The organism is Streptococcus mitis, assembly GCF_946188615.1.
Lineage (GTDB): Bacteria > Bacillota > Bacilli > Lactobacillales > Streptococcaceae > Streptococcus > Streptococcus mitis_BZ.
On record NZ_CAMHVK010000003.1, the window covers coordinates 59,789 to 85,661 of the forward strand.

The window sequence follows — 25,873 nt, forward strand, 5'->3', positions numbered from 1 at the left end:
TCAAATAAAAAATCCCCCAGATTCTACTCTGAAGGACTCCTATCTTATTTCACAACAATATTAACGAGTTTATTCGGTACCGCAATTACTTTCACGATTTCCTTACCGTCAATTTCTGCTTTGACTTTTTCGTCAGCCAGAGCAATTTCTTGCAATTCTTCTCGTGATAGGTCTTTAGCGACCATGAGTTTGGCACGGACTTTACCTTTGATTTGGACGACAATTTCGATTTCGTCTTCAACCAATTTGCTTTCGTCCCAAGTTGGCCAAGCCACATAAGAGATTGACTCACCTGTTGCTGCAACTGTTTGCCAGAGCTCTTCTGCCAAGTGAGGCGCAAATGGTGCAATCAATTGGATAAAGCCTTTGGCGTAGTCTGCATAAAGCTTGTCTTCCTTGTTAGCAGCGTTGACAAAGACCATAAGTTGGGCAATAGCCGTGTTGAATTTCAATGATTCGATTTGCTCTGTGACAGCTTTAACGGTTTCGTTGTAAACCTTGTCGAGAGCGCCATTATTTTCCGCAAGGATTTCCTTGCTTGTAATCAAACGGTAAACACGGTCCAAGAATTTACGGCTTCCTTCCAGACCTTCTTCTGACCAAGCGATGGAAGCATCAAGTGGCCCCATGAACATTTCATAGACACGAAGGGTATCGGCACCGTATTGTTCCACCACGTCGTCTGGGTTGACAACGTTCTTGAGGGATTTAGACATCTTAGCTGGCGCTTGCTCCAACTCTTCTCCTGTTTCCACATGGAAGAAAGAACCGTCACGTTTTTCAACCTTATCGGTTGCCACAAGAGCGCCACGGTGGTCACGGTAGCTTGTTCCCAAAATCATTCCTTGGTTAAAGAGTTTTTGGAATGGTTCCTTAGTTGGAACGACACCGAGGTCGTAGAGGAATTTGTGCCAGAAACGAGCGTAAAGCAAGTGAAGAACAGCATGCTCTGCACCACCCACGTAGATATCTACTGGCAACCATTGTTTGAGAAGATCCTCGTCAGCCAATTTCTCAGTATTGTGTGGGTCGATATAGCGGAGGTAATACCAGCTTGAACCTGCCCATTGTGGCATGGTGTTGGTTTCACGACGACCTTTAACACCATCTTCACGAGTCACTTCAAGCCAGTCTGTCAAGTTAGCTAGTGGACTTTCACCAGTACCTGAAGGACGGATGTCCTTGGTTACAGGCAAGACAAGTGGCAATTCACTTTCAGGAACGGCTGTTGAAGTTCCATCTTCCCAATGAATGATAGGAATTGGCTCACCCCAGTAACGTTGACGGCTAAAGAGCCAGTCGCGGAGACGGTAGGTCACCTTCTCTTGCCCACAGGCTTTTTCTTCCAACCAAGCCACAATCTTGGCAATAGCGTCTTCTTTGTTGAGTCCATCTAGGAAGTCTGAATTAACGTGAAGCCCATCTTCTGTGTAGGCAGCTTCTTCGACGTTTCCACCTTCAAGTACTTCGACGATTGGAAGGTCAAATTGTTTGGCAAATTCCCAGTCACGTTGATCGTGGGCAGGCACAGCCATAACGGCACCTGTTCCGTAACTAGCAAGAACATAGTCGGCAATCCAGATTGGAATTTCCTTACCATTGACAGGGTTGATGGCATAAGCACCAGTCCAAACACCAGTTTTTTCTTTGGCAAGGTCGGTACGAGCCAAGTCAGACTTGAGACTAGCTTGATGTTTGTAGTCTGCTACAGCCTCTGCTTGCTCTGGGCTTGTGATGGCGTCAACCAAGTCATGCTCAGGAGCCAAGACAGTGAAAGTAGCACCGAAAAGGGTGTCAGGACGAGTCGTAAAGACTGTGAATTCCTTGTCTGTTCCCTTAACTTTGAAGGTTACATTGGCACCAGTTGATTTACCAATCCAGTTGCGTTGCATGTCCTTGATAGACTCTGGCCAATCCAACTCATCCAAGTCATTAAGCAAGCGTTCTGCATAGGCTGTAATTTTAAGCATCCATTGGCGCATTGGCTTGCGGACAACTGGATAGCCTCCACGCTCAGAAGTTCCATCAGGAAGAACCTCTTCGTTGGCGATGGCAGTTCCCAATTCTTCAACCCAGTTTACTGGCACTTCCGCTTCATAGGCCAAGCCCTTTTCGTAAAGCTTAGTGAAAATCCACTGAGTCCACTTGTAGTAGTTTGGATCTGTTGTGTTAACTTCACGGTCCCAGTCATAAGAAAATCCAAGCGCATTGATTTGACGTTTGAAGTTGGCAATGTTTTCCGCTGTAAATTCTGCTGGGTCATTCCCCGTATCCATAGCGTATTGCTCTGCGGGCAACCCAAAGGCATCCCATCCCATTGGGTGAAGGACATTGTATCCTTGCGCACGTTTGAAACGGCTGAGGATATCCGTTGCGGTATAACCTTCTGGATGTCCTACGTGCAGACCCGCTCCAGACGGATAAGGAAACATATCAAGAGCATAAAACTTAGGTTTTGATGCATCTGTTCCTGTCTTAAATGTATGATGTTCTGCCCAGTAGCCCTGCCACTTAGGCTCAATTTCTTTATGATTGTAAAAACTCATGGTCTCTCTCCAATTTTGTGATGTTACTATTATACCATTTTTGAGGGAATTTGAAAGACGAGAAATGTTCTTTTGGGCTTGTATGCCAAGAAAGACTGAATCGCAAATCCAGCTTATTTAGCAGTATAAAAAATTAGCTAGCACTTGAAATTAACTTATATCGATTATTTGTCTCTTCCATCTTTTTCCCCCTAACGCCTTTGACTCATATTCCCCGTTTTAGATTTCTTTAAGGTTTTTATTATATCCTGTAGAACTCTACAATTTAAAAACATTAACAATCTAGGTAGAGAAAATGTTCGTAAAAAGGAGATTCTTATGAAAAAACTACTATTCTTTCTCTCTTGTGGATGGATATTTCTTACTTTATCAGGATGTTCTTCAACAACAGAAGCGGAAACTAGCACTGAAAAAGATTCAGATAGCACTTTGGTTGTCTACTCGCCTAACCCTGAAGACCTTATCGAAGAAACAGTCCCAGCCTTCGAAGAAAAATATGGTATTAAGGTTGACTTAGTACAAGCCAGCACGGGTGAATTGTTCAAAAAAGCTGAGGCCGAAAAAGAATCCCCAGTAGCCGATGTCATTTTCGGAGGCTCCTACGCCCTCTTCTCTTCTAACGAAAATCTTTTTGAACCTTATATTTCCCAAGAAAATGACCAGATAATCCCTGAATATCAAAATAAAACAGGATTCTACACGCCTTATACACTTGATGTCAGTGTTATCATTGCCAATTCAGCTCTTACAAAAGATATTAAAATTGAAGGCTACAATGATCTACTCAATCCTAAATTAAAAGGAAAAATCGCTACTGCTGATCCAAGTAACGCTTCAAGTGCCTTTGCTCAATTAACAAACATGCTTGTCGATCAAGGTGGATACGAAAATGAACAAGCTTGGACCTATGTGAAAAATCTATTTACCCTAGTAGATGGAAAAATTGCATCTAGCTCTTCGAATGTTTATAAAGCTGTCGCCGATGGAGAAATGGCTGTAGGACTCACCTATGAAGATCCTGCCTTAAAACTCTTAAATGATGGAGTTGATGTAAAAGTTATTTATCCAAAAGAAGGTACCGTCTTTTTACCTGGTAACGCGGCTATCGTCAAAAATGCCAAACACATGGAAAACGCTAAAAAATTTATCGATTTCCTCCTTTCTCAAGAAATCCAAGATAAGCTAGGAACTGAAACTACAATCAGACCTATTCGTAAAAATGCTAAAACCAATAAAAATATGAAGGCAATGACAGAAATCAAGATTGCCACCGAAGATTCAGATTATGTCATTAAAAACAAATCCACTATTCTTAAAAAGTACAATGACATTTTTACAGATATCCAATCTAAACAGTAAAAGGGGTTCACTATGAGTGAGATCAAAATTATTAACGCCAAAAAAATCTACCACGACGTCCCTGTTATTGAAAACTTGAATGTCACTATTCCCAAAGGAAGCCTCTTTACCATCCTTGGTCCTTCAGGGTGTGGGAAAACGACTCTTCTTCGCATGATTGCAGGCTTCAACAGTATCGAAGGCGGAGAATTGTACTTCGATGATACAAAAATCAATAATATGGAACCTAGCAAACGCAATATCGGAATGGTTTTCCAAAACTACGCTATTTTCCCACATTTGACTGTCCGAGACAATGTTGCTTTTGGTCTCAAGCAAAAGAAAGTTCCAAAAGAAGAATTGATTCAACAGACCAACAAGTATCTTGAACTCATGCAAATTGCTCAATATGCGGATCGAAAGCCAGATAAACTCAGTGGTGGACAACAACAACGTGTCGCCTTGGCACGTGCCTTAGCGGTTAATCCAAGTGTTCTCCTCATGGACGAGCCACTTAGTAATCTGGATGCCAAACTTCGCTTGGATATGCGTCAAGCCATTCGAGAAATCCAACACGAAGTGGGAATTACAACCGTTTATGTGACCCACGACCAAGAAGAAGCTATGGCTATTTCAGATCAAATTGCTGTTATGAAAGACGGAGTCATCCAACAAATCGGTCGACCAAAAGAACTCTATCATAAACCAGCTAATGAGTTTGTAGCAACCTTTATCGGACGCACAAATATTATCCCTGCCAATCTCGAAAAACGGAGCGACGGCGCTTATATCGTCTTTTCAGATGGCTATGCTCTTCGAATGCCAGCTCTTGATCAGGCTGAGGAGCAAGCCATTCATGTAAGCATTCGTCCTGAAGAATTTATCAAAGATGAATCTGGAGATATTGAAGGAACTATTAGCGATAGCGTCTATCTTGGACTAAATACGGAGTATTTCATTGAAACAGGCTTTGCCTCAAAAATTCAGGTTAGCGAAGAATCAACTTTTGAAGAAGATCTACAAAAAGGCGATCGTATTCGTCTACGAATCAATACTCAAAAATTAAACGTCTTTTCTGCAGATGGTTCCCAAAACCTGATAAAAGGAGTCAACCATGGAACGTAAAAAACTAAATATTTGGACAGCCTCCTCTTTCTTCATCTTTCTTACCTATCTTGTCTTTCTCGTTTATCCTATCGTTACCGTGCTCAAGCAAGCACTTATACATGAAGGACAATTTTCACTAGCTAATTTTGTCACTTTCTTTAGCAAAGCCTACTACTCTGAGACACTCGTCAACAGTTTCAAGGTTTCTATTACCGCTACTGTCACTTCCTTAGTCGTAGGAACCTTATTAGCTTATCTCTTTTCCATGTATGATTTCAAGGGAAAGAAATTTCTACAAATATTGATTATCATTGCTTCCATGTCAGCTCCTTTCGTGGGAGCCTACTCCTGGATTCTCTTGCTGGGACGAAATGGGGTCATTACTAAATTCCTGACAAATACCCTTCATCTTCCAGCTATCGATATTTATGGATTCAAAGGAATTGTACTTGTCTTTACACTGCAACTATTCCCACTGGTATTTCTATACGTTGCTGGGACAATGAAAAGTATTGACAATTCTCTACTTGAAGCTGCTGAAAGCATGGGTTCCTTTGGATTTAAGCGTATCGTAACGGTTATTTTACCTCTCCTAGTTCCAACCTTACTAGCAGCTGCCCTGCTTGTATTTATGAGAGCATTCTCAGACTTTGGAACCCCTATGTTGATTGGTGAAGGATATCGGACTTTCCCTGTTCTGATTTATACCCAATTTATTAGCGAGGTTGGAGGAAATTCAGCTTTTGCATCTGCTTTAGCAATTATGGCGATTATCATTGCCTTGGCAATTTTCCTTATCCAAAAATACATTTCAAATCGCTACAGTTTCAGCATGAATTCGCTCCATCCAATTGAGCCTAAAAAAACTACAAAAGGAAAAATGGCTGCCATTTATGCAACAGTCTACGGAATTATCTTGTTCTCTGTTCTACCTCAAGTCTACTTGATTTATACTTCTTTCCTAAAAACATCAGGTATGGTATTTGTCAAAGGCTATTCTCTAAACAGTTACAAGGTAGCTTTCAATCGTATGGGATCTGCTATTTTCAATACCATTCGTATCCCTTTGATTGCCTTAGTTCTAGTTGTCCTATTCGCAACATTTATCTCCTACCTAGCCGTTAGAAAACGTAATTTGTTTACAAACTTAATTGACAGCCTCAGTATGGTCCCTTATATTGTACCAGGAACCGTTCTAGGGATTGCCTTCATTTCTTCCTTCAATACTGGCCTATTTGGAAGTGGATTTCTTATGATTACAGGGACAGCTTTCATCTTGATCATGTCCCTATCTGTCAGAAGATTGCCTTATACTATTCGCTCATCTGTTGCTAGCTTGCAACAAATAGCACCAAGTATTGAAGAAGCCGCTGAGAGCTTAGGAAGTAGTCGTCTCAATACCTTTGCCAAGATTACAACTCCAATGATGCTATCTGGTATTATTTCTGGAGCTATCCTATCTTGGGTTACAATGATTTCAGAACTTTCTACTTCTATCCTCCTCTACAATGTCAAAACAAGAACAATGACTGTAGCCATTTATACAGAGGTTCTCAGAGGGAATTACGGTGTAGCCGCAGCCTTGTCAACTATCCTGACTGTTCTAACAGTAGGTTCCTTGCTCTTGTTTATGAAAATCTCTAAAAGCAATAGCATTACACTTTAGTTTTCCCCATCAAAAACAGCCGAAAGGATTACCCTCGGCTGTTTTTTCTTATCTTGATATTCCTATCAAATCCCAGATTCCTAGCAAGCAAGTCTAGACTGATTAAATAGAGGCTTCCTCCATCTTCTCCCGTCCTAGTTCTCGGTAACTACGATCGCCGACAACTTCTACGCTAAACTGGCCATCCTCATATTCAAGAATCGTTACGCTACCATTATCGAGACCATGCGGATGCATACCATTGATCAGATAAACAATGGTTCCAATGGTCATTCCGTGGCTGACGACAAGGGCATTGCCCCCACCTTGCTCTTCCATTTCTTTAGCAATTGCTTCAAAACCTTCCTTGATTCGGCCACTGAGCTTTTCCCAGCCTTCAGCCCAACCAGCCGTATCAACCTCTACCAAGCCCTCAGCCAGTTCAGCATAAGACAATTGGTGAACATGGTCCACATTAAAGATACGAGGAATAATGCCCATGAAAAGATCGCCATCGTAGGCTCCGTCAAAGCTACCAAAACACCATTCTCTGATACGCTTGTCCATGCGATAAGGGATTTTCCCCTGCAAACTAAGTTCTTCAAGGATGATTCCCATGGTCTGAATGGTGCGCCCTGAATCACTGGAATAAGCGCGCTCAAACTGTAGACCAGATTCTCGCAAACCAATTCCTAATTCTTGAATTCCTCGCTCACCTTCAGCTGTTAAGGGAGTATCGCTCCAACCTTGCGCGCGACCAATCGTGTTAAACATAGTCTTGCCATGACGTACCAAATACAATCGTACTTTTACCATTTTCCGTCCTCCGTTTGCTTCTATTATATCATGGATGATAAAACAAAAGCCACCCATACAGGCGACTTTTGCAGGAGATTATTATGAAAAAGTTTAGGAGTTCTATTAAATAAAGATATTAGATGAAAATCAAATTCAAACTAAATCAGTGTTATCTGTTTCAAATAATATTAGGAGGTCTTTATTTAATGATTATAGTATACACAGCTAACCTTAAATAGAACTTAAAAATTAAACCCATTCACCTTTTTCATTTACTTTATAGCCGTTAATGGTCATATTTTTTGCCAATTTCCCATCAGCTAGCAAGTAATACCACTTATCTCCATCCTTAATCCATTGGTTACGAGCGTACTTGCCGTCTTGGTTAAGATAATACCAACTATCATACTGAGAATCAAATACCCACTCGCTCTTAGCCATGTAACCGCCACGTTTTAGGTAGTATTCTCCTTGCCAAGCTTTCTCTACATAACTACCAGTTGAATCTACATAAAACCAGCTCTTATAATCTTCATCATAAATCCATTCACTCGCAGCCATTGAAGCATCTGCTTTTAGATAATAACGGCCTACCCAACGGTTTCTGACAAGATTGCCAGAAAGGTCATTGTAATACCATTTGTCAGACTCTTTAAACCACTTACTTGCTTGATGATCTTTCTTAGTATCTTCTTTAGCAGTAACGGTAGATTGAGATTGAGATGAAATTGAAGTTGAAGCTGAAACCGAGGATGAAGTTCCAGTAGAAACTGCTTGAATAGCCTCTTCTTTTGTCACCTTAGGCTTAGCTTTTCCTTGGTAAACATCTTCGATACGCTTAGTAAATACAGATAACTCTTCAGGGGATAGCATTCTACTATTTTTGTAATTACCATCCTCACTTATATCAGCTTCTGTTTGTATCTTTCTAACAGCTTCTTCTACTATGTCATCAATCTTACTAAACATAGAAACCTTATCTGCTTTTGAAAGTGTATCATCATTACTAATGGCTGTCTTCTCCATAAAGGCAACAGCATTAACTTCTCTGATATTCTTTTCAGTAGGCGCTAATGAAAATGCTTGAAAATCCTCTGATAGAAACGTTGGTAGTCTTTTTAAAAATATATCCAATTGTTCTTCATCATTAAATATTTTATATTTTTCGTTCCAACCAGATGTACTATGTCCTCCCCAGTTATCATAGCTATACAAAAGACGTAACATTTTTTCTCTTTCAAGATTTGTGTAATACGGATTTTTCTTAATTTGAGCAGTGACAAGTTCTTTCTTCTTCTCTACGATTGCTCTAAAAATATAACTTTTTAGTTCACTATCATAATTTCTATTATCATTTCGAGGTTCATGAAATTCAAATCTTTCTTTTCTATATTTCCAATCCCCAATATTTGCTATTATATTCTTTTCTTCTTTATCAATGTAATCTATAAAATATTGAAGATTTTCATTAAAGCGTTCAGAAATACTATTATTAAGAAATTTGATATCATTTTGTGAGAAAGAAAGTACACTCCAGTCTATTTGCTTCACTAAATTAAGAAAGTGTTCTTCATCCTTCCTCATAAAATCTATCTGTGCTTTTTTATATTCTGCAATTACTTTCTTAATCTCTTCTGGAGTCGTACTAGTAGCAGTTTCATGGCTTTCTTCCTGCGCATAAACTACTTGACTGGCAAAAGTTGGGACTAGTAAAGTCGACAGTCCTAAAGCTACTAAAGCATGTTTCATTTCTTTTTTCATTAATTTCTCCTAAATTCTTAATTTTTAAAACTATGAATTGGTGCTGGGATTTGTCCTCCACGAGAGATGAAATCAACAGACGAAGCCCCATTAACCTTCATAACAGGTGCAGTACCTAATAGGCCACCAAACTCAATCATATCGCCTTCTTTTCCTTTTGGAATAATACGAACAGCCGTTGTTTTCATGTTAATGACACCAATTGCTGCTTCATCTGCAATCATAGCCGCAATGGTTTCAGCAGGCGTATCTTCTGGGATGGCAATCATATCCAAACCAACGGAACAGATAGCCGTCATAGCTTCTAGTTTTTCCAAATTAAGAGAGCCATTTTGTACTGCAGCAATCATTCCTTCATCCTCTGAAACAGGGATAAAGGCACCAGACAAACCACCAACTTGGTTGCAAGCCATAACTCCGCCCTTCTTAACTTGATCGTTCAAGAGAGCCAAGGCAGCCGTCGTTCCATGCGTACCAACTGTTTCTAGTCCCATTTCTTCTAGGACACGTGCTACAGAATCTCCAACCGCAGGAGTTGGCGCCAAACTCAAGTCCACAATACCAAACTCCACACCCAGTCTTTCACTAGCCATCTGACCAACCAATTGACCGATACGAGTGATCTTGAAGGCAGTTTTCTTAACCGTTTCGGCTACTACGTCAAAGCTCTGTCCACGAACTTTTTCCAAGGCACGTTTCACCACACCAGGACCAGAAACTCCGACATTGATGATAACATCTGCCTCCCCAACACCATGAAAGGCCCCCGCCATAAATGGATTGTCCTCAACAGCATTAGCAAACACAACCAATTTGGCTGCCCCCATATCAGATAAATTAGCCGTTTCCTTGATAATACGTCCCATATCTGCCACAGCCGTCATATTGATACCAGACTTGGTTGAACCGATATTGACTGACGAGCAGACCTTGTCCGTCTCAGCCAAAGCGCGAGGAATAGAATTGATGAGAATCTCATCTCCCTTTTGATAACCTTTTTGTACCAAGGCAGAAAAACCACCAATAAAATCCACACCAATCTCTTTTGCAGCCTTATCAAGCGCTTTTGCTAGAACCACGTAGTCCGTCGCATCTGTCGCTGCTCCAATCAGAGAAATAGGAGTCACCGATACACGCTTATTAACGATTGGAATTCCCAACTCAGCAGCAATTTCATCCCCAACAGCCACTAAATTAGCTGCCTTGGTCGTAATCTTTTGATAAATTTTCTCCGCAGCACGATTGATATCTGGATCGATACAGTCCAAAAGGGAAATTCCCATGGTAATAGTTCTGATATCGAAGTTTTGCTCCTCAATCATAGCGATGGTTTCAGTAACTTGTCTAATATCCATGTGCCCCTCCTAGATATTATACATAGCTTCGAAAATCGCTGCACTCTGAATATTGATTTTCACATTCAAAGTTTGACCAAAAGTTTCAAATTCATTACGAAGATGCGTAAAATCTTGCTTTTCATCACTAGAGACGACAGCCATCATCGTGAAATATTCATCCAAGACAGTTTGAGAGATATCATCAATGTTCAAACCCAATTCTGCAATTTTACCAGAAACACCTGCAACAATTCCAGATTTATCTTTACCAACAACAGTTATAATCGCTTTCATAAGCAAACTCCAATTCTTCTTTTAATAGGAAACCTGAACATTAAACAGGATTCTTTTCAAATAGTATAGCATAATTCTAACAAAAATACTCAAAAACGCCTGCTTACGAAGTTGTTCTTAAGCAAAAAACAATTTCGTAAACAAGCGTCCACTATCCCAACTTATGATGAGTGTTCCCGCTAGGACCGAAATCCTAGCGGTAGACCAGAGCTAGACTAAGAGCACAAGACTCCATCATCATAACACTCAACAAAATTGATGATTTTATACTAATTCGATGATCGCCATTGGCGCTGCATCACCACGACGTGGTTCAGTTTTAAGGATACGAGTGTATCCACCGTTACGTTCAGCATAACGAGGTGCGATTTCTGAGAACAATTTTTGAAGTGCTGTAGTAGAAGTGTACTTGTCAGTTGCTTCATCATAGTTTTCAGATGCGATTTCATTACGTACGAAAGCAGCTGCTTGACGACGTGCATGCAAATCACCACGTTTACCTAGAGTAATCATTTTTTCAACAGTTTTACGGATTTCTTTAGCACGAGCTTCAGTTGTCACGATTGATTCATTGATCAAAAGGTCAGTTGTCAAATCGCGAAGCATTGCTTTACGTTGTGAGCTAGTGCGTCCTAGTTTACGGTAAGCCATTTATTCCTCCTTTATTTATCTTTTAATCCAAGACCCAAATCAATAAGTTTGAATTTCACTTCTTCCAAACTCTTGCGTCCAAGATTTCGTACTTTCATCATCTCTGCTTCAGATTTTTCTGTCAAATCATGCACAGTATTGATACCGGCACGTTTCAAACAGTTGTATGAACGCACAGACAAGTCCAGTTCCTCAATCGTACGATCCAAAATACGGTCGTCAGATTCAGTGTCAGCTTCTTTCATCACTTCAGTTGACTTAGCAATCTCAGTAAGATTTGTAAACAAATCAAGATGTTCTGTCAAAATACGTGCTGAAAGCCCTAATGCATCTTCTGGAATAATTGTTCCATTTGTCAAGATTTCAAGGGTTAATTTGTCAAATCCATCATTGCTACCTACACGAGCAGGTTCCACTTGATAGTTGACTTTTGTAACTGGTGTATAAATAGAATCTACAGCAAGTGTTCCAACTGGTGCATTATCCTTTTTATTTTCATCAGCAGGTACATATCCACGACCACTGTTAACAGTCATAGTCGCTTTTAGCGAAGAACCTTCACCGATTGTAAAGAGATAATGATCTGGATTTACAATTTCAATATCGCTATCTGTCAAAATGTCACCAGCTGTTACTTCAGCAGGACCTTCAACATCTAGTTCGATGATTTTTTCGTCTTCAACGTACGATTTCACTGCAATTCCTTTAATGTTCAGAATGATTTGCATCACGTCTTCACGAACACCTGGAACTGTGTCAAACTCATGTAACACACCATCAATATTGATAGATGTCACAGCTGCTCCTGGTAGAGAAGCTAGAAGTACACGACGAAGAGAGTTACCAAGAGTTGTACCGTATCCACGTTCAAGTGGTTCGATTACAAACTTGCCATAATCTTTATTTTCATCAATTTTTGTTATATTTGGTTTTTCAAACTCGATCATTTAGTTACTCCCTCTTAAACGAAAAGCAGTGTAATGCGATGATTATACACGGCGACGTTTTGGAGGACGAGCACCATTGTGTGGCACTGGAGTCACATCACGAATTGCTGTTACTTCAAGACCAGCGGCAGCAAGCGCACGAATAGCTGACTCACGACCAGAACCTGGACCTTTTACAGTAACTTCAACTGATTTAAGACCGTGTTCTTGTGCAGATTTAGCAGCAGCTTCAGAAGCCATTTGAGCAGCGAATGGTGTAGATTTACGAGAACCTTTGAAACCAAGAGCACCAGCTGATGACCAAGCAATTGCATTACCATGCACATCAGTAATCATAACAATAGTGTTATTAAATGTAGCGTGAATATGAGCAATACCAGATTCGATATTCTTTTTCACACGACGTTTACGTGTTGGTTTAGCCAAGACTTTTACCTCCTATATTATTTTTTCTTACCAGCAATCGCAACAGCTTTACCTTTACGAGTGCGAGCGTTGTTTTTAGTGTTTTGTCCACGGACAGGAAGTCCACGACGGTGACGGATACCACGGTATGAACCGATTTCCATCAAACGTTTGATGTTCAAGTTTACTTCACGACGAAGGTCACCTTCAACTTTGATTGCATCCACTTCACGACGGATAGCATCTTCTTGATCTGATGTGAGATCACGTACACGAACATCTTCTGAGATTCCAGCAGCAGCCAAAATTTTCTTAGATGTTGCAAGTCCGATACCATAAACATAAGTCAATGAGATTACTACGCGTTTGTCATTTGGAATGTCAACTCCAGCAATACGAGCCATGTTTTCTCCTTTCTATCTTATCCTTGACGTTGTTTGTGTTTTGGATTTGCTGGGCAAATTACCATAACACGACCATTACGACGAATAACTTTACAGTATTCGCAAATTGGTTTGACCGATGGTCTTACTTTCATTTCTTATCCCTCCAAGTTTTTCGATTATTTAAAGCGGTAAGTGATACGTCCACGTGTCAAGTCATATGGACTCATTTCGACAGTAACACGATCTCCCGCTAAAATACGAATATAGTTTTTACGAATTTTACCAGAAACTGTTGCTAAAATCTGATGTCCATTTTCAAGTTCAACCGTAAACATTGCATTCGGCATTGTATCAACTACTTTGCCTTCAACTTCAATCACATCGTCTTTTGCCACGCAAAAGCACCTCCATAAATTTCGATTCGATGCCTCTAGACACAGAGACAACAATTATAAGTCAGACTATCTTAGTATAACATTTGTAGCGGATTTTTGCAAGTGTGAAAAACGCTTTATTTCAAATTTGTCAATACTTTTTCGATATCTGTGAAGACATCATTGATATCTTGATTACCTTCGATGTCATGAACCAAACCTTTGGCACGGTAGTGAGCAATGATTGGTTCTCCTTGAGCAATATTAACGTCCAATCGACGTTTTACTGTCTCAGGTTTATCATCTTCACGTTGGTAGTAATCTTCTTCTTTATAGTCAACTGGTGGGTTAAAGACCTTGTGGAAAGTTGCTCCAGTTACGCGGTGGATGATACGGCCACTCAAACGTTCCAAGAGGCTATCTGGATCCACTTCTATGTTGATGACCCCTTCTAGTTCAATGTCAAGTTCAGCCAAAGTTTTGTCCAAGGCATGAGCTTGTTCGATCGTACGTGGGTAACCATCCAACAAGAATCCTGTTTCTTTAATATCATCTTGTGAAAGACGTTCTTTTACGATTCCATTTGTAACTTCATCAGGAACTAATTCACCCTTGTCAATGTATGACTTAGCAAGAACACCCATTTCAGTTTGATTTGCCATAGCAGCGCGGAACATATCACCTGTTGAGATATGTGCAACATGGAATTGTTCTACGATTTTTGCTGCTTGAGTTCCCTTACCTGCACCAGGTAAGCCCATAATCAAAAGATTCATGATTTGATCTCCTTATTTTATTTTTAAATAGAAGCAAAAAATCTTTTCACCCCTATTTAAAAACAAAATAGAAGAGGGGAGACCAAACTCTCACAAATGTTAGAGTTAAACCTCCACTCCCTCAGCATTTACTGACTCAATAAATACTTTTATTCTGTTCTGTCCATGAAACCAACATACTTACGTTTCAATAGGTAACCTTCCAATTGTTTGATTCCTTCAATACCTGTAGAGATAATGATCAAAAGACTGGTTCCTCCAAAAGCAACTGCTTCTGAAAGTCCGAAAACATCTTTTGCTACGATCGGTAAAATAGAGATCACACCAAGGAAGAGAGAACCAACAGTTGCAAGACGACGAAGAAGTTTAGACATATATTCTTCTGTACCTTTACCAGGACGAACTCCGTGGATATAGGCACCGCTCTTTTGTAGGTTCTCTGCCGCTTTTTCAGGATTAATCTGTACAAACGTATAGAAGAATGTAAAAAGAATAATCAACAAAGCATACATGGCAATACCAGTTGGTGAAGTTGTTGCCAGCATTTCTTGTGCTGTTCTTACCCAAGCCCAATCATGACCTGTAGCGCTCAAAAACTGAAGAATAGCCGCAGGCGCTGCAGTAATCGAACTTGCAAAGATAACAGGGATAACTCCAGCAGGGTTTACCTTCAAAGGAAGGTAAGAGCTAGATGGAGCACCTTGTGCAACCTTAGTATATTGGATTGGAATTTTGTATTCTGCTTGTTGAACATAGGTTGTAAAATAAATGATCAACAATACAGTAATAATCAAAATGATTACGAAAATGATAGATGAGTTGATACGGCTACTTGGGACGTTCACAAAGTAATCTACATAGATGCCCTGAATCATCTCTGGAATTGAGGCAACAATCCCGGCAAAGATAATCATAGAAACACCATTTCCGTATCCCTTATCTGTAATTTGCTCTCCCAACCAAGTCACAATCATACTACCAGCTGTTAAGATGATACCAATCATGATAAAGACTTGTGGTGTAAGAGCTGTTTTCAACAATTGAGCTCCAGCCAAAGTATTAAAACCAGCTGTAATCCCGATAGATTGCACAAAAGCGAGAACTAGAGCAATATAACGAGTAGCTTGATTTAATTTTCTTCGACCTACTTCCCCTTGTTTACCCCACTCTACAAACTTGGGTAAAATATCCATTTGCAAGAGTTGGACAACGATAGAGGCCGTAATGTAGGGACTAACACCAAGAGCAAAAACTGAGAAGTTTTTCATGGCATTCCCTGAGACCAAGCTCAACATGTTTAAGAAGGATAATCCACTTAAAGCATTCAAGCTATTGGCATTCACACCAGGAACTGTAATGCTAGTTCCGATACGAAAGACCAAAACGATAAAAATTGTAAATAAAATTTTTGATCGAACCTGCTTGACTTTAAGAGCTTCTCTTAATAATTTAAAAAACATAGGTCACCTCTCTTAGATGACTTCTACTGAACCACCTTTAGCAGTGATAGCTTCTTCAGCTGATTTAGAGAATTTAGCTGCTTTCACAGTCAATTTCTTAGTCAACTCACCGTTACCAAGAATTTTAATACCTGATTTTTCAGCTTTAACAATTCCTGCTTCGATAAGAACAACTGGAGTAACTTCAGCACCATCTTCAAAGACGTTCAATTGGTCAAGGTTCACAATTGCGTATTCTTTAGCGTTGATGTTAGTGAATCCACGTTTTGGAAGACGACGGAACAATGGAGTTTGTCCACCTTCAAAACCAAGGCGAACTCCGCCACCGCTACGAGCTTTTTGACCTTTTTGACCACGACCAGATGTTTTACCGTTACCTGATGAAGTACCACGACCAACGCGGTTACGTACTTTACGAGAACCTTCTGCAGGTTTCAATTCATGAAGTTTCATTTTTATTTTCTCCTCTTTTGTAAAATGCTAGCGCCGATAAGGGAGAAAAGGTTGTCTCCCCCATCAACTCGCCTATACGACGTCATCATAGATGACTATATCTAGTTTTAGGGGATGGTATAGTGCACATCCCCTAAAAATTCATTAGTTTACTTCTTCAACTGTTACCAAGTGAGATACTGCTGTGATCATACCACGGATAGCAGCGTTATCTTCTTTAATAACAGAGCTGTTCAATTTGCCAAGTCCAAGTGCTACAACAGTTTTACGTTGTGATGGAATGCGTCCGATTGGAGACTTAGTCAAAGTAATTTTAATTTGAGCCATTTTATCCCCTTTCTTATGCCAAATCAGAAACTGAAATACCACGAAGGGCAGCAACTTCTTCAGCGCGTTTCAATTGTTTCAAACCTTCAACAGTTGCACGAACAATGTTGATTGGAGTGTTAGAACCAAGTGATTTAGATGTAATATCTGCCACACCTGCCAATTCCACAACGGCACGAACTGCACCACCAGCGGCAACTCCAGAACCTTCTACAGCAGGTTTCAACAATACTTTAGCTCCACCGAATTCTGAAAGAACTTCGTGTGGGATTGTTGTTCCAACCATAGGAACTTCGATCAAGTTTTTCTTAGCATCATCTACTGCTTTACGGATTGCTTCTGGAACTTCTTGAGCTTTACCAGTACCAAATCCTACGCGACCGTTGTGGTCACCAACAACAACAAGAGCTGCGAAACGAAGACGACGTCCACCTTTAACAACTTTTGTAACACGGTTGACAGCAACTACGCGTTCTTCTAATTCAACTGCATTGTCTTTAAATGCCATTTTCTAGTGTCCTCCTATTAGAATTTCAATCCGTTTTCACGAGCTGCATCAGCCAAAGCTTTCACACGTCCGTGATATAGATATCCACCGCGGTCGAACACCACTTCTGAAATACCTTTAGCGTTTGCACGTTCTGCAACGAGTTTACCGACAGCAACGGCTTGTTCAGTTTTAGTTCCTTTTGAAACTTCTTTGTCAAGAGTTGAAGCACTTGCGAGCGTTACACCCGCTACGTCATCAATCACTTGAGCGTAGATGCCTGTATTAGAACGGAATACGTTCAAACGTGGGCGATCAGCAGTTCCAGAGAGTTTTCCGCGAACGCGACGGTGGCGTTTTTGGCGGAGTTTGTTTTTATCTGGTTTTGAAATCACAGTTTTCACCTCTTTAGTTTTAAATCGTGTGCTATGCACAAAGTTGGAAAATAGGTTGGTGGTTGAGACTCAACCACTCAACATTATTTACCTGTTTTACCTTCTTTACGGCGAACGAATTCACCAACGTAACGGATACCTTTACCTTTATATGGCTCTGGTGAACGAAGGCTACGTACGTAAGCAGCTGTTTGACCAACTACTTCTTTTGAAATTCCGCTAACAACGATTGTTGTTGGGTTTGGAAGTTCAAAAGTAATTCCTTCTGGAGCTTCAACTTCGTCTGGATGAGATTTACCAACAGCCAAAACAAGTTTAGATCCTTGAAGTTGTGCACGGTAACCAACCCCGCGCATTTCAAGTTCTTTCTTGAATCCTTCTGATACACCAATAACCATGTTGTTCAAAAGGGCACGAGTAGTTCCGTGGATAGTTTTCATTTCTTTTGAATCGTTTGGACGGTGAAGAGTTACTTCACTACCTTCCACACGGATTTCAATATCTTTTGAGAACTCACGAGTAAGTTCTCCTTTAGGTCCTTTTACAGTTACAACGTTGTCATTGTTAGTGATTTCTACACCAGCAGGCAACACGATAACTTTATTACCAATACGTGACATGTTTATTTTCTCCTGTTAGATTGTCAGGCCTAAACGGCCAGTTTTCACGGGGGTTCAGATACTTATTTAGTTCAAAAACTGAACTGAACACGCTCTAAGAACTGTGCAAAATAGATAAGTTGGCTTGTTTGTCAACAAACTTCTCCAACTTTCTAATTTTGCTTTGTTCTTTACGAGCTTTGTATCTTGATTTTACCAAACGTAAGCGATAACTTCCCCACCAACATTCTTTTGGCGTGCTTCTTTATCAGTGAGCAAACCTTCAGAAGTTGAAAGGATAGCAATTCCAAGTCCGTTAAGAACTTTTGGAAGGTCTTCACGTTTTTTGTAGACGCGAAGTCCTGGTTTAGAAACACGTTTCAAGTTAGTGATAACTTTTTCACCGTTTGGTCCGTATTTAAGGAATACACGGATGATGCCTTGTTTGTCATCTTCGATGATTTCAACGTTTTTTACAAAACCTTCGCGTTTAAGGATTTCAGCAATCCCTTTTTTGATGTTTGATGCAGGTACTTCAAGTACTTCGTGTTTAGCTTGGTTAGCATTACGAATACGAGTTAGGAAGTCTGCGATTGGGTCAGTCATAACCATTTTGTTTTTCTCCTCTTACTAGTAGTTTGCAAGTTGCACTTGCTAGTTAATACATGATACAAAGAGCGTAACAGCAAGAGCAAAAATAGGCAATTTGATGCAGGAGCGATGCTCCAAAGAAAATTGGTCTTTTTTGCCAAAGCTGTAGCTCGTGTTCAAATTGGCAAGCCCAACTGAACCCGGGCTAAACTCTGTGTGAAAAAGATAAACTTTCCTAGAAACTTCAGTTTCTTCGTCAAGTTTCCTATTTTCACTTAGAGTTTTGACGCTCTTGATATCTTAAATTACCAAGATGCTTTGGTAACGCCTGGGATTTGTCCTTTGTAAGCTAATTCACGGAAGCAAACACGGCAAAGTTTAAATTTGCGGTAAACTGAATGTGGACGACCACATTTTTCACAACGAGTATAAGCTTGAGTAGAGAACTTCGCTGGACGTTTGTTCTTAGCAATCATTGATTTTTTAGCCATTAGATTTACCTCCTATATTATTTTGCAAAAGGCATTCCAAGGCCTGTAAGCAATGCACGTGACTCTTCGTCAGTGTTAGCAGTTGTTACGATAACGATGTCAAGACCACGAGTTTTGTCAACGTCATCGAAGTTGATTTCTGGGAAAATCAATTGTTCTTTCACACCAAGTGTGTAGTTTCCGCGTCCATCAAATGATTTTGTTGGAACACCGTGGAAGTCACGTACACGTGGAAGTGAAACTGAAACCAATTTATCCAAGAATTCGTACATACGTTCACCACGAAGGGTAACTTTTGCACCGATCGCAACACCTTCACGAAGACGGAAGCCGGCGATTGATTTTTTAGCTTTAGTGATAAGTGGTTTTTGACCTGAGATAAGTGCCAATTCTTCAGCAGCTTTTTCAAGGCTTTTAGCGTTTGATACAGCTTCACCAACACCCATGTTCAAAACGATCTTATCTACTTTAGGCACAGCCATCACTGATGAGTAGTTGAATTGTTCTGTCAAAGCAGGAACTACTTCATTAAGATATTTTTCTTTTAAACGATTTGCCATTATACTTCTCCTTTCCTTCGTGATTAATCAAGCACTTCGCCTGATTTTTTGTTGTAGCGAACTTTTTTACCGTCTACAAATTTGTAACCAACACGACCAGCTACACCATTTTTGTCCAAAACTTGAACGTTTGATACGTGGATAGCTGCTTCTTTCTCGATGATACCACCTTGAGGAAGTTCGTTAGTTGGACGTTGGTGTTTCTTAACGATGTTAACACCTTCAACGATAACTTTGTTTACTTTTGGAAGGGCAGTAAGGACAACAGCTTCTGTTCCCTTATCTTTACCAGCGATTACGCGAACTTTGTCGCCTTTTTTTACAAACATTAGGTTTCTCCTTGATTTTTCTTACGCCCATAAGGGCACCCTAGCTTGAAGCTAGGGGACTAGTTTGTTTCTAAAAATTAAAGTACTTCTGGAGCAAGTGACACGATCTTCATGAAGCCACCTTCACGCAATTCACGTGCAACTGGGCCAAAGATACGTGTTCCGCGAGGAGTTTTGTCTTCACGGATGATAACTGCTGCGTTTTCGTCAAATTTGATGTATGAACCATCAGCACGACGAGCACCTGATTTAGTACGAACGATAACTGCTTTAACAACGTCACCTTTTTTAACCGCACCACCAGGAGTAGCTTGTTTTACAGATGCCACGATAACATCACCGATGTTTGCAAATTTACGTCCTGAACCACCAAGAACTTTGATAGTCAAGATTTCGCGAGCACCGCTGTTGTCTGCGACTTTCAAACGAGTTTCTGTTTGAATCATTTCAGTTTTCTCCTTTCAGGTTTGATTAGATGATGACCGCTTCTTCAACAACTTCTACAAGACGGAAACGTTTTGTAGCTGAAAGCGGGCGAGTTTCCATGATACGTACGATATCGCCTTCTTTGGCAACATTGTTTTCATCATGAGCTTTGTATTTTTTAGAGTAGTTAATACGTTTACCATAGACTGGGTGGTTACGTTTTGTTTCAACTACAACTGTGATTGTCTTGTCCATTTTGTCAGATACAACACGTCCAACAAGAACTTTACGATTATTGCGTTCCATTGAAATTTCTCCTTCCCTAGTCTATTATTTCGCTTCAGATTGAACTGTTTTGATACGAGCGATTTGTTTTTTAACTTCTTTCAAGCGAGCTGTTTGTTCCAATTGACCAGTAGCAGCTTGGAAACGAAGTTCAAACAATTCTTTTTTCAATTCGTTTTCGCGCTTCGCGAGTTCTTCTTGAGAAAGACCACGAAGTTCTTTAACAAATTCTTTTACTTCATTAAGTTTCATGCCTTCTCCTTATTCTGCTTCACGTTTTACGAATTTACATTTAACTGGCAATTTGTGGCTAGCAAGACGAAGCGCTTCGCGAGCGATCTCTTCAGATACACCAGCGATTTCGAACATCACTTTACCACGTTTAACTGGTGCTACCCAACCTTCAGGTGCCCCTTTACCAGATCCCATACGCACACCGATAGCTTTAGCAGTGTATGATTTGTGTGGGAAGATTTTAATCCAAACTTTACCACCACGTTTCATGTAACGAGTCATGGCGATACGAGCAGCTTCGATTTGGCGGTTAGTGATCCAGTGGCTAGTTGTAGCTTGAAGACCGTATTCACCGAATGCTACTTCTTTTCCACCTTTTGCTTCACCGCGCATTTTTCCACGGAATTCACGACGGTGTTTAACACGTTTAGGTACTAACATTGGTTATTTACCTCCTTTAGTGTTTTTGCGAGCTGGAAGAACTTCACCACGGTAGATCCATACTTTAACACCAAGTTTACCGTATGTAGTATCTGCTTCTTCCCAAGCGTAATCGATATCTGCACGAAGTGTGTGAAGTGGAACAGTTCCTTCAGAGTATCCTTCAGCACGGGCAATATCTGCACCGTTCAAACGACCTGATACTTGAGTTTTGATTCCTTTAGCTCCAGCACGCATTGCACGTTGGATTGCTTGTTTTTGTGCACGACGGAAAGCAACACGTTGCTCCAATTGACGAGCAATACCTTCACCTACAAGGTGAGCATCCAAATCAGGTTGTTTGATTTCGATGATGTTGATGTGTACTTGTTTTCCAGTCAATTTGTTAAGTTTTGCACGGAGTGCATCAACGTTTGCACCACCTTTACCGATAACCATACCTGGTTTAGCAGTGTGAAGTGAAACGTTAACTTTGTTTACTGCGCGTTCGATTTCGATAGTTGAAACTGCTGCGTCAGCAAGTTCTTTTTGAACGAATTTACGGATTGCAAGATCTTCATGAAGGTAATCCGCGTATTCTTTTTCAGCATACCATTTGGCATCCCAATCACGGATGATGCCGACACGCATACCAATTGGATGTACTTTTTGACCCACGATTTTACCTCCTTATTTTTCTGCAACAGCTACAGTGATGTGAGCTGTACGTTTGTTGATTGGTGAAGCTGAACCTTTCGCACGTGGACGGAAACGTTTCATAGTTGGTCCTTCGTTTGCGAATGCTTCAGATACTACCAAGTTAGCTTTATCCAAACCAAAGTTGTTTTCAGCGTTAGCTACAGCTGAGTTCAAAACTTTCAAGATGATTTCAGCAGCTTTGTTTGGAGTGAATGTCAAGATTGCGATTGCATCGGCTACGCTTTTACCACGGATGTTATCAAGAACAAGACGTGATTTACGAGGTGAAACACGTACTGTACGAGCCATTGCTTTAGCTGAAGTAATTTCTGCCATTTATGTTCTCCTTATTTTCTACGTGTTTTCTTGTCGTCTGCAGCGTGACCTTTGTAAGTACGAGTTGGTGCAAATTCACCAAGTTTGTGACCTACCATGTCTTCTTGAATGTAAACAGGTACGTGTTTACGTCCGTCATAAACTGCAATAGTGTAACCAATGAAACTTGGGAAGATCGTTGAACGACGTGACCAAGTTTTAATAACTTTTTTCTTTTCGTCGTTAGCTTGAGCTTCAACTTTTTTCATCAAATGCTCATCGACGAAAGGTCCTTTTTTAAGACTGCGTCCCATTTTTATATTTTCTCCTTTAAATGTTGTACCACAGCGGCTTGCGCTCCTATGGAGCGCTACCGAGCTGGCGGATTTACTAGTTGCTTAAGCGACTAGTTTAATATTATTTCTCGTTGCGACGACGAACGATAAGTTTGTCAGATTTCGCTTTCTTGTTACGAGTTTTAAGACCAAGAGCAGGTTTGCCCCATGGAGTAGATGGTGCTTTACGACCAACTGGTGCTTTACCTTCACCACCACCGTGTGGGTGATCGTTAGGGTTCATTACAGAACCACGAACTGTTGGGCGGATACCTTTCCAACGGCTACGTCCTGCTTTACCAAGGTTTACAAGTCCATGTTGTTCGTTTCCGACAACACCAACTGTAGCACGGCAAGTTCCAAGAATCATACGAACTTCACCTGATTGAAGACGAACAAGAACGTATTTACCTTCAGAACCCAATACTTGAGCAGATGCACCAGCAGCACGTACCAATTCACCACCACGACCTGGTTTCAACTCGATGTTGTGGATCAAAGTACCAACTGGGATATTAGCAAGTGGAAGAGCGTTTCCGACTTTGATATCTGCTTCTGGACCTGAAACGATACGTTGACCAACTTCAAGACCTTTTGGAGCGATGATGTATGCTTTCACACCGTCAGTGTAGTGTACAAGAGCGATGTTTGCAGAACGGTTTGGATCGTACTCGATTGTTTTAACAACTGCTTCAACGTTGTCTTTGTTACGTTTGAAGTCAACCAAACGGTAGAAACGTTTGTGTCCACCACCTTGGTGACGAACTGTGATACGACCGTTGTTGTTACGACCAGCCTTGCTCTTCAATGCAACAAGCAATGATTTTTCAGGAGTGCTTGTTGTGATTTCAGCGAAATCCAAAGAAGTCATATTACGGCGACCGTTTGTTGTTGGTTTATAAACACGAATTCCCACGATATTTCCTCCTTAGATTATTCAGCTTCAGCAGCAAACAACTCGATTGCTTTTGAATCAGCTGTAAGTGTGATGATAGCTTTTTTAGTTTTGTTAGTAAAACCAGTGTAACGTCCAACACGTTTAGCTTTTGGTTTTACGTTGATTGTGTTAACGTTGGCAACTTTAACACCTTCGAAAGCAGCTTCAACAGCTTGCTTGATCAAAAGTTTGTGTGCACGAGTGTCAACTTCAAATACATATTTTCCTGCTTCAAGTTGAGCCATTGAGCTTTCAGTGATGACAGGTTTTTTGATAACATCATACAAATTCATTATGCAAGAACCTCCTCGATTTTAGAGATAGCTGCTTGAGTAACAAGAAGTTTGTCACTATTTGCGATGTCAAGAACACTTGCAGTTGTAGCAGTCGCAACTTTCACGTTTGGAAGGTTACGAGCTGAGAGAGCTGCGAATTCGTTTCCTTCTTCAAGAATAACAAGGACTTTAGAATCGATGCTCAAAGCTGCAAGAACTTTTGCAAATTCAGCAGTTTTTGGAGCTGTAAATTCAAGAGAATCAACGGCTACAAATTTATTTTCAGCAACTTTTTCTGAGTAAACAGATTTAAGCGCAAGGCGACGAACTTTTTGAGGAAGTTTGTACGCATAGCTACGTGGAGTTGGTCCGAAGACGATTCCACCACCACGCCATTGTGGAGAGCGGATAGAACCTTGACGAGCACGTCCAGTTCCTTTTTGACGCCATGGTTTGCGTCCGCCACCTGAAACAGCTGAGCGGTTTTTAACTGCGTGAGTTCCTTGACGAAGGCTAGCACGTTGGCTGATGATCACATCAAACACAACAGATTGGTTTGGTTCGATACCAAAGATTGCATCGTTAAGAACAACTTCGCCAGCTTGTTTACCAGTTTGGTCGAATAATGTTACATTTGCCATTTTGACTGTATTCCCCTTTCCTTATTATTTACCAGCTTTAACTGCTGATTTGATAGTGATAAGAGATTTCTTAGCACCTGGTACGTTACCTTTGATAAGGATAACGTTCTTTTCTGGAACAACTTGTACAACTTCAAGGTTTTGAATTGTTACGCGGTCGCCACCCATGCGTCCTGCAAGGTTTTTACCTTTGAATACGCGGTTAGGTGCAACAGGTCCCATAGAACCTGGACGACGGTGGTAACGAGAACCGTGAGCCATTGGTCCACGTGATTGTCCGTGGCGTTTGATAACACCTTGGAAACCTTTACCTTTAGAAGTACCAGTTACGTCAACAACGTCTCCAGCTGCGAATGTTTCAACTGTGATTTCAGCACCAACTTCCAAGCCTTCAACGTTTTTGAATTCACGAATGAAGCGCTTAGGAGCCGTGTTAGCTTTCGCTACATGTCCTTTAGCAGGTTTGTTGCTCAATACTTCGCGTTTGTCATCGAAACCAACTTGGATAGCGTTGTATCCGTCTGTTTCAACAGTTTTAACTTGAAGAACAACGTTTGGAGTTGCTTCAATAACTGTTACAGGGATCAATTCGCCAGCTTCAGTGAAGATTTGAGTCATTCCCACTTTTTTCCCTAAGATTCCTTTTGTCATGAGAAAATAGTTCCTTTTCTATATTTTTTATTCAAAAAGTTTTTAACGAGCGTTTTTTATGCTCAAGGTATCAAGCTTTAGATTAAAGTTTGATTTCTACGTTTACACCACTTGGAAGATCCAATTTCATCAAAGCATCAACTGTTTTTTGAGTTGGGTTAACGATATCGATCAAACGTTTGTGTGTACGCATTTCAAATTGTTCGCGAGAATCTTTATATTTGTGAGTCGCACGAATGATTGTGTAGAGGCTACGCTCAGTTGGAAGTGGGATTGGACCCGCAACTTGTGCACCTGTACGAGTAGCTGATTCTACGATTTTTGCAGCCGCTGTATCAAGCGTACGGTGTTCGTAAGCTTTCAAACGGATACGGATTTTTTTGTTTGCCATCTTTTTCTCCTTTTCGTCTATTTAAGATAATAGGCTAGCTCCACAAGAAAACCGACGCGGTGTTGCGTGGCAATGCATCCGAGCGTGTCGCAACCTCTTGCATCAAAGCTAAGGCTGTAATTTACAGCACCATAATAGAATAACACAAAGCTCCTGCGATTGCAAGGGATTTGTTGCTGTTTTTTCGTTTTTTTACAATGAAACTGT

At 40.6% G+C, this 25,873-nt stretch carries 37 protein-coding genes; 3 read left to right on the forward strand and 34 right to left on the reverse strand.

From position 1 onward, the window contains the following. Positions 1-44 precede the first annotated feature (44 nt). Positions 45-2,546, reverse strand: a complete 2,502-nt coding sequence (gene leuS, locus OCF95_RS03670; protein ID WP_261104929.1) for a leucine--tRNA ligase — start codon at positions 2,544-2,546, stop codon at positions 45-47. A 318-nt stretch (positions 2,547-2,864) separates the two neighbouring features. Here leuS and OCF95_RS03675 point away from each other — a divergent pair, with 318 nt between their 5' ends. The 3 genes from OCF95_RS03675 to OCF95_RS03685 are packed head-to-tail and all read left to right on the forward strand — an operon-like array spanning position 2,865 to position 6,657. Beyond that, complete coding sequence (locus OCF95_RS03675) at positions 2,865-3,905, forward strand: ABC transporter substrate-binding protein (protein ID WP_261104931.1); 1,041 nt, start codon at positions 2,865-2,867, stop codon at positions 3,903-3,905. 12 nt (positions 3,906-3,917) lie between these two features. Further along, positions 3,918-5,009 (forward strand): ABC transporter ATP-binding protein, encoded by a 1,092-nt coding sequence (locus tag OCF95_RS03680; RefSeq protein WP_084926330.1) that lies wholly within the window; start codon positions 3,918-3,920, stop codon positions 5,007-5,009. Next, positions 4,999-6,657, forward strand: coding sequence for an ABC transporter permease (locus OCF95_RS03685; protein ID WP_045597598.1), 1,659 nt, complete (start codon positions 4,999-5,001; stop codon positions 6,655-6,657). The genes OCF95_RS03680 and OCF95_RS03685 overlap by 11 nt, the downstream gene beginning before the upstream one ends. Before the next feature lie 102 nt (positions 6,658-6,759). On the opposite strand, the gene OCF95_RS03690 is transcribed toward OCF95_RS03685, so the two are convergent. The 33 genes from OCF95_RS03690 to rpsJ form a co-directional block, all read right to left on the reverse strand. Next, positions 6,760-7,452, reverse strand: a complete 693-nt coding sequence (locus tag OCF95_RS03690) for a histidine phosphatase family protein (protein WP_261104933.1) — start codon at positions 7,450-7,452, stop codon at positions 6,760-6,762. 231 nt (positions 7,453-7,683) lie between these two features. Continuing rightward, positions 7,684-9,195 (reverse strand): N-acetylmuramoyl-L-alanine amidase family protein, encoded by a 1,512-nt coding sequence (locus OCF95_RS03695; protein ID WP_261012148.1) that lies wholly within the window; start codon positions 9,193-9,195, stop codon positions 7,684-7,686. 17 nt (positions 9,196-9,212) lie between these two features. Further along, positions 9,213-10,550, reverse strand: coding sequence for a PFL family protein (locus tag OCF95_RS03700; protein ID WP_050207973.1), 1,338 nt, complete (start codon positions 10,548-10,550; stop codon positions 9,213-9,215). Positions 10,551-10,559: 9 nt separating this feature from the next. Next, the gene (locus tag OCF95_RS03705; RefSeq protein ID WP_125454366.1) at positions 10,560-10,826 is read right to left on the reverse strand and encodes an ACT domain-containing protein; all 267 of its coding nucleotides are present in this window, start codon (positions 10,824-10,826) and stop codon (positions 10,560-10,562) included. 264 nt (positions 10,827-11,090) lie between these two features. Next, positions 11,091-11,477 (reverse strand): 50S ribosomal protein L17, encoded by a 387-nt coding sequence (rplQ, locus tag OCF95_RS03710; protein ID WP_000331493.1) that lies wholly within the window; start codon positions 11,475-11,477, stop codon positions 11,091-11,093. An 11-nt stretch (positions 11,478-11,488) separates the two neighbouring features. After that, positions 11,489-12,424: a DNA-directed RNA polymerase subunit alpha gene (locus OCF95_RS03715; protein WP_000568987.1), complete on the reverse strand. Its 936-nt coding sequence runs from the start codon at positions 12,422-12,424 to the stop codon at positions 11,489-11,491. Between the two features lie 42 nt (positions 12,425-12,466). Next, positions 12,467-12,850: a 30S ribosomal protein S11 gene (gene rpsK / locus OCF95_RS03720; RefSeq protein WP_001118385.1), complete on the reverse strand. Its 384-nt coding sequence runs from the start codon at positions 12,848-12,850 to the stop codon at positions 12,467-12,469. A 17-nt stretch (positions 12,851-12,867) separates the two neighbouring features. Continuing rightward, positions 12,868-13,233, reverse strand: a complete 366-nt coding sequence (gene rpsM / locus OCF95_RS03725; RefSeq protein ID WP_000090781.1) for a 30S ribosomal protein S13 — start codon at positions 13,231-13,233, stop codon at positions 12,868-12,870. Positions 13,234-13,250: 17 nt separating this feature from the next. Next, positions 13,251-13,367 carry a 50S ribosomal protein L36 gene (gene rpmJ / locus OCF95_RS03730; RefSeq protein WP_001808836.1) on the reverse strand — a complete coding sequence of 39 codons (117 nt, stop codon included), beginning with the start codon at positions 13,365-13,367 and terminating at the stop codon, positions 13,251-13,253. Positions 13,368-13,391: 24 nt separating this feature from the next. Next, positions 13,392-13,610 carry a translation initiation factor IF-1 gene (infA, locus tag OCF95_RS03735; RefSeq protein ID WP_001029883.1) on the reverse strand — a complete coding sequence of 73 codons (219 nt, stop codon included), beginning with the start codon at positions 13,608-13,610 and terminating at the stop codon, positions 13,392-13,394. A gap of 116 nt (positions 13,611-13,726) precedes the next feature. Further along, positions 13,727-14,365 carry an adenylate kinase gene (locus tag OCF95_RS03740; RefSeq protein ID WP_049551445.1) on the reverse strand — a complete coding sequence of 213 codons (639 nt, stop codon included), beginning with the start codon at positions 14,363-14,365 and terminating at the stop codon, positions 13,727-13,729. A gap of 149 nt (positions 14,366-14,514) precedes the next feature. Continuing rightward, entirely contained in the window at positions 14,515-15,825 is a 1,311-nt protein-coding gene (gene secY, locus OCF95_RS03745) for a preprotein translocase subunit SecY (RefSeq protein ID WP_000465403.1), read from the reverse strand. Between the two features lie 12 nt (positions 15,826-15,837). Continuing rightward, positions 15,838-16,278, reverse strand: a complete 441-nt coding sequence (rplO, locus tag OCF95_RS03750) for a 50S ribosomal protein L15 (RefSeq protein ID WP_000766087.1) — start codon at positions 16,276-16,278, stop codon at positions 15,838-15,840. A gap of 144 nt (positions 16,279-16,422) precedes the next feature. Next, positions 16,423-16,605 (reverse strand): 50S ribosomal protein L30, encoded by a 183-nt coding sequence (rpmD, locus tag OCF95_RS03755; protein WP_000057241.1) that lies wholly within the window; start codon positions 16,603-16,605, stop codon positions 16,423-16,425. A 13-nt stretch (positions 16,606-16,618) separates the two neighbouring features. After that, positions 16,619-17,113 (reverse strand): 30S ribosomal protein S5, encoded by a 495-nt coding sequence (rpsE, locus tag OCF95_RS03760; protein WP_000874202.1) that lies wholly within the window; start codon positions 17,111-17,113, stop codon positions 16,619-16,621. Positions 17,114-17,130: 17 nt separating this feature from the next. Further along, positions 17,131-17,487, reverse strand: a complete 357-nt coding sequence (gene rplR / locus OCF95_RS03765; RefSeq protein WP_000624044.1) for a 50S ribosomal protein L18 — start codon at positions 17,485-17,487, stop codon at positions 17,131-17,133. Positions 17,488-17,570: 83 nt separating this feature from the next. Then, positions 17,571-18,107 carry a 50S ribosomal protein L6 gene (rplF, locus tag OCF95_RS03770; protein WP_049546952.1) on the reverse strand — a complete coding sequence of 179 codons (537 nt, stop codon included), beginning with the start codon at positions 18,105-18,107 and terminating at the stop codon, positions 17,571-17,573. 192 nt (positions 18,108-18,299) lie between these two features. Next, a complete protein-coding gene (gene rpsH, locus OCF95_RS03775) occupies positions 18,300-18,698 on the reverse strand; it encodes a 30S ribosomal protein S8 (protein WP_000245504.1) in 399 nt (132 codons plus the stop codon). A 284-nt stretch (positions 18,699-18,982) separates the two neighbouring features. Continuing rightward, positions 18,983-19,168 (reverse strand): type Z 30S ribosomal protein S14, encoded by a 186-nt coding sequence (locus OCF95_RS03780; protein WP_001085697.1) that lies wholly within the window; start codon positions 19,166-19,168, stop codon positions 18,983-18,985. A 17-nt stretch (positions 19,169-19,185) separates the two neighbouring features. Beyond that, the gene (rplE, locus tag OCF95_RS03785) at positions 19,186-19,728 is read right to left on the reverse strand and encodes a 50S ribosomal protein L5 (RefSeq protein ID WP_000013542.1); all 543 of its coding nucleotides are present in this window, start codon (positions 19,726-19,728) and stop codon (positions 19,186-19,188) included. Positions 19,729-19,751: 23 nt separating this feature from the next. Continuing rightward, positions 19,752-20,057 carry a 50S ribosomal protein L24 gene (gene rplX, locus OCF95_RS03790; RefSeq protein ID WP_000497691.1) on the reverse strand — a complete coding sequence of 102 codons (306 nt, stop codon included), beginning with the start codon at positions 20,055-20,057 and terminating at the stop codon, positions 19,752-19,754. 77 nt (positions 20,058-20,134) lie between these two features. Next, positions 20,135-20,503, reverse strand: a complete 369-nt coding sequence (gene rplN / locus OCF95_RS03795) for a 50S ribosomal protein L14 (RefSeq protein ID WP_000616545.1) — start codon at positions 20,501-20,503, stop codon at positions 20,135-20,137. Between the two features lie 25 nt (positions 20,504-20,528). Next, positions 20,529-20,789 carry a 30S ribosomal protein S17 gene (gene rpsQ, locus OCF95_RS03800; RefSeq protein WP_000440801.1) on the reverse strand — a complete coding sequence of 87 codons (261 nt, stop codon included), beginning with the start codon at positions 20,787-20,789 and terminating at the stop codon, positions 20,529-20,531. Between the two features lie 24 nt (positions 20,790-20,813). Next, positions 20,814-21,020, reverse strand: a complete 207-nt coding sequence (gene rpmC, locus OCF95_RS03805) for a 50S ribosomal protein L29 (RefSeq protein ID WP_000772918.1) — start codon at positions 21,018-21,020, stop codon at positions 20,814-20,816. A 9-nt stretch (positions 21,021-21,029) separates the two neighbouring features. Further along, positions 21,030-21,443: a 50S ribosomal protein L16 gene (gene rplP, locus OCF95_RS03810; RefSeq protein WP_000960946.1), complete on the reverse strand. Its 414-nt coding sequence runs from the start codon at positions 21,441-21,443 to the stop codon at positions 21,030-21,032. Between the two features lie 3 nt (positions 21,444-21,446). Then, on the reverse strand, positions 21,447-22,100 hold the full coding sequence (gene rpsC / locus OCF95_RS03815; protein WP_000529936.1) for a 30S ribosomal protein S3: 654 nt from the start codon (positions 22,098-22,100) through the stop codon (positions 21,447-21,449). A 12-nt stretch (positions 22,101-22,112) separates the two neighbouring features. Beyond that, the gene (gene rplV / locus OCF95_RS03820) at positions 22,113-22,457 is read right to left on the reverse strand and encodes a 50S ribosomal protein L22 (protein WP_000818137.1); all 345 of its coding nucleotides are present in this window, start codon (positions 22,455-22,457) and stop codon (positions 22,113-22,115) included. Between the two features lie 11 nt (positions 22,458-22,468). Beyond that, the gene (rpsS, locus tag OCF95_RS03825; RefSeq protein WP_000533766.1) at positions 22,469-22,750 is read right to left on the reverse strand and encodes a 30S ribosomal protein S19; all 282 of its coding nucleotides are present in this window, start codon (positions 22,748-22,750) and stop codon (positions 22,469-22,471) included. Between the two features lie 103 nt (positions 22,751-22,853). Further along, positions 22,854-23,687: a 50S ribosomal protein L2 gene (rplB, locus tag OCF95_RS03830; protein ID WP_000512911.1), complete on the reverse strand. Its 834-nt coding sequence runs from the start codon at positions 23,685-23,687 to the stop codon at positions 22,854-22,856. 17 nt (positions 23,688-23,704) lie between these two features. Next, positions 23,705-24,001, reverse strand: a complete 297-nt coding sequence (locus OCF95_RS03835) for a 50S ribosomal protein L23 (protein ID WP_001055347.1) — start codon at positions 23,999-24,001, stop codon at positions 23,705-23,707. Continuing rightward, positions 24,001-24,624, reverse strand: coding sequence for a 50S ribosomal protein L4 (gene rplD, locus OCF95_RS03840; protein ID WP_000024549.1), 624 nt, complete (start codon positions 24,622-24,624; stop codon positions 24,001-24,003). The genes OCF95_RS03835 and rplD overlap by 1 nt, the downstream gene beginning before the upstream one ends. 24 nt (positions 24,625-24,648) lie before the next feature. Next, positions 24,649-25,275, reverse strand: coding sequence for a 50S ribosomal protein L3 (rplC, locus tag OCF95_RS03845; RefSeq protein WP_000160197.1), 627 nt, complete (start codon positions 25,273-25,275; stop codon positions 24,649-24,651). Between the two features lie 82 nt (positions 25,276-25,357). Further along, positions 25,358-25,666 carry a 30S ribosomal protein S10 gene (rpsJ, locus tag OCF95_RS03850; protein WP_001284513.1) on the reverse strand — a complete coding sequence of 103 codons (309 nt, stop codon included), beginning with the start codon at positions 25,664-25,666 and terminating at the stop codon, positions 25,358-25,360. Positions 25,667-25,873: the final 207 nt, after the last annotated feature.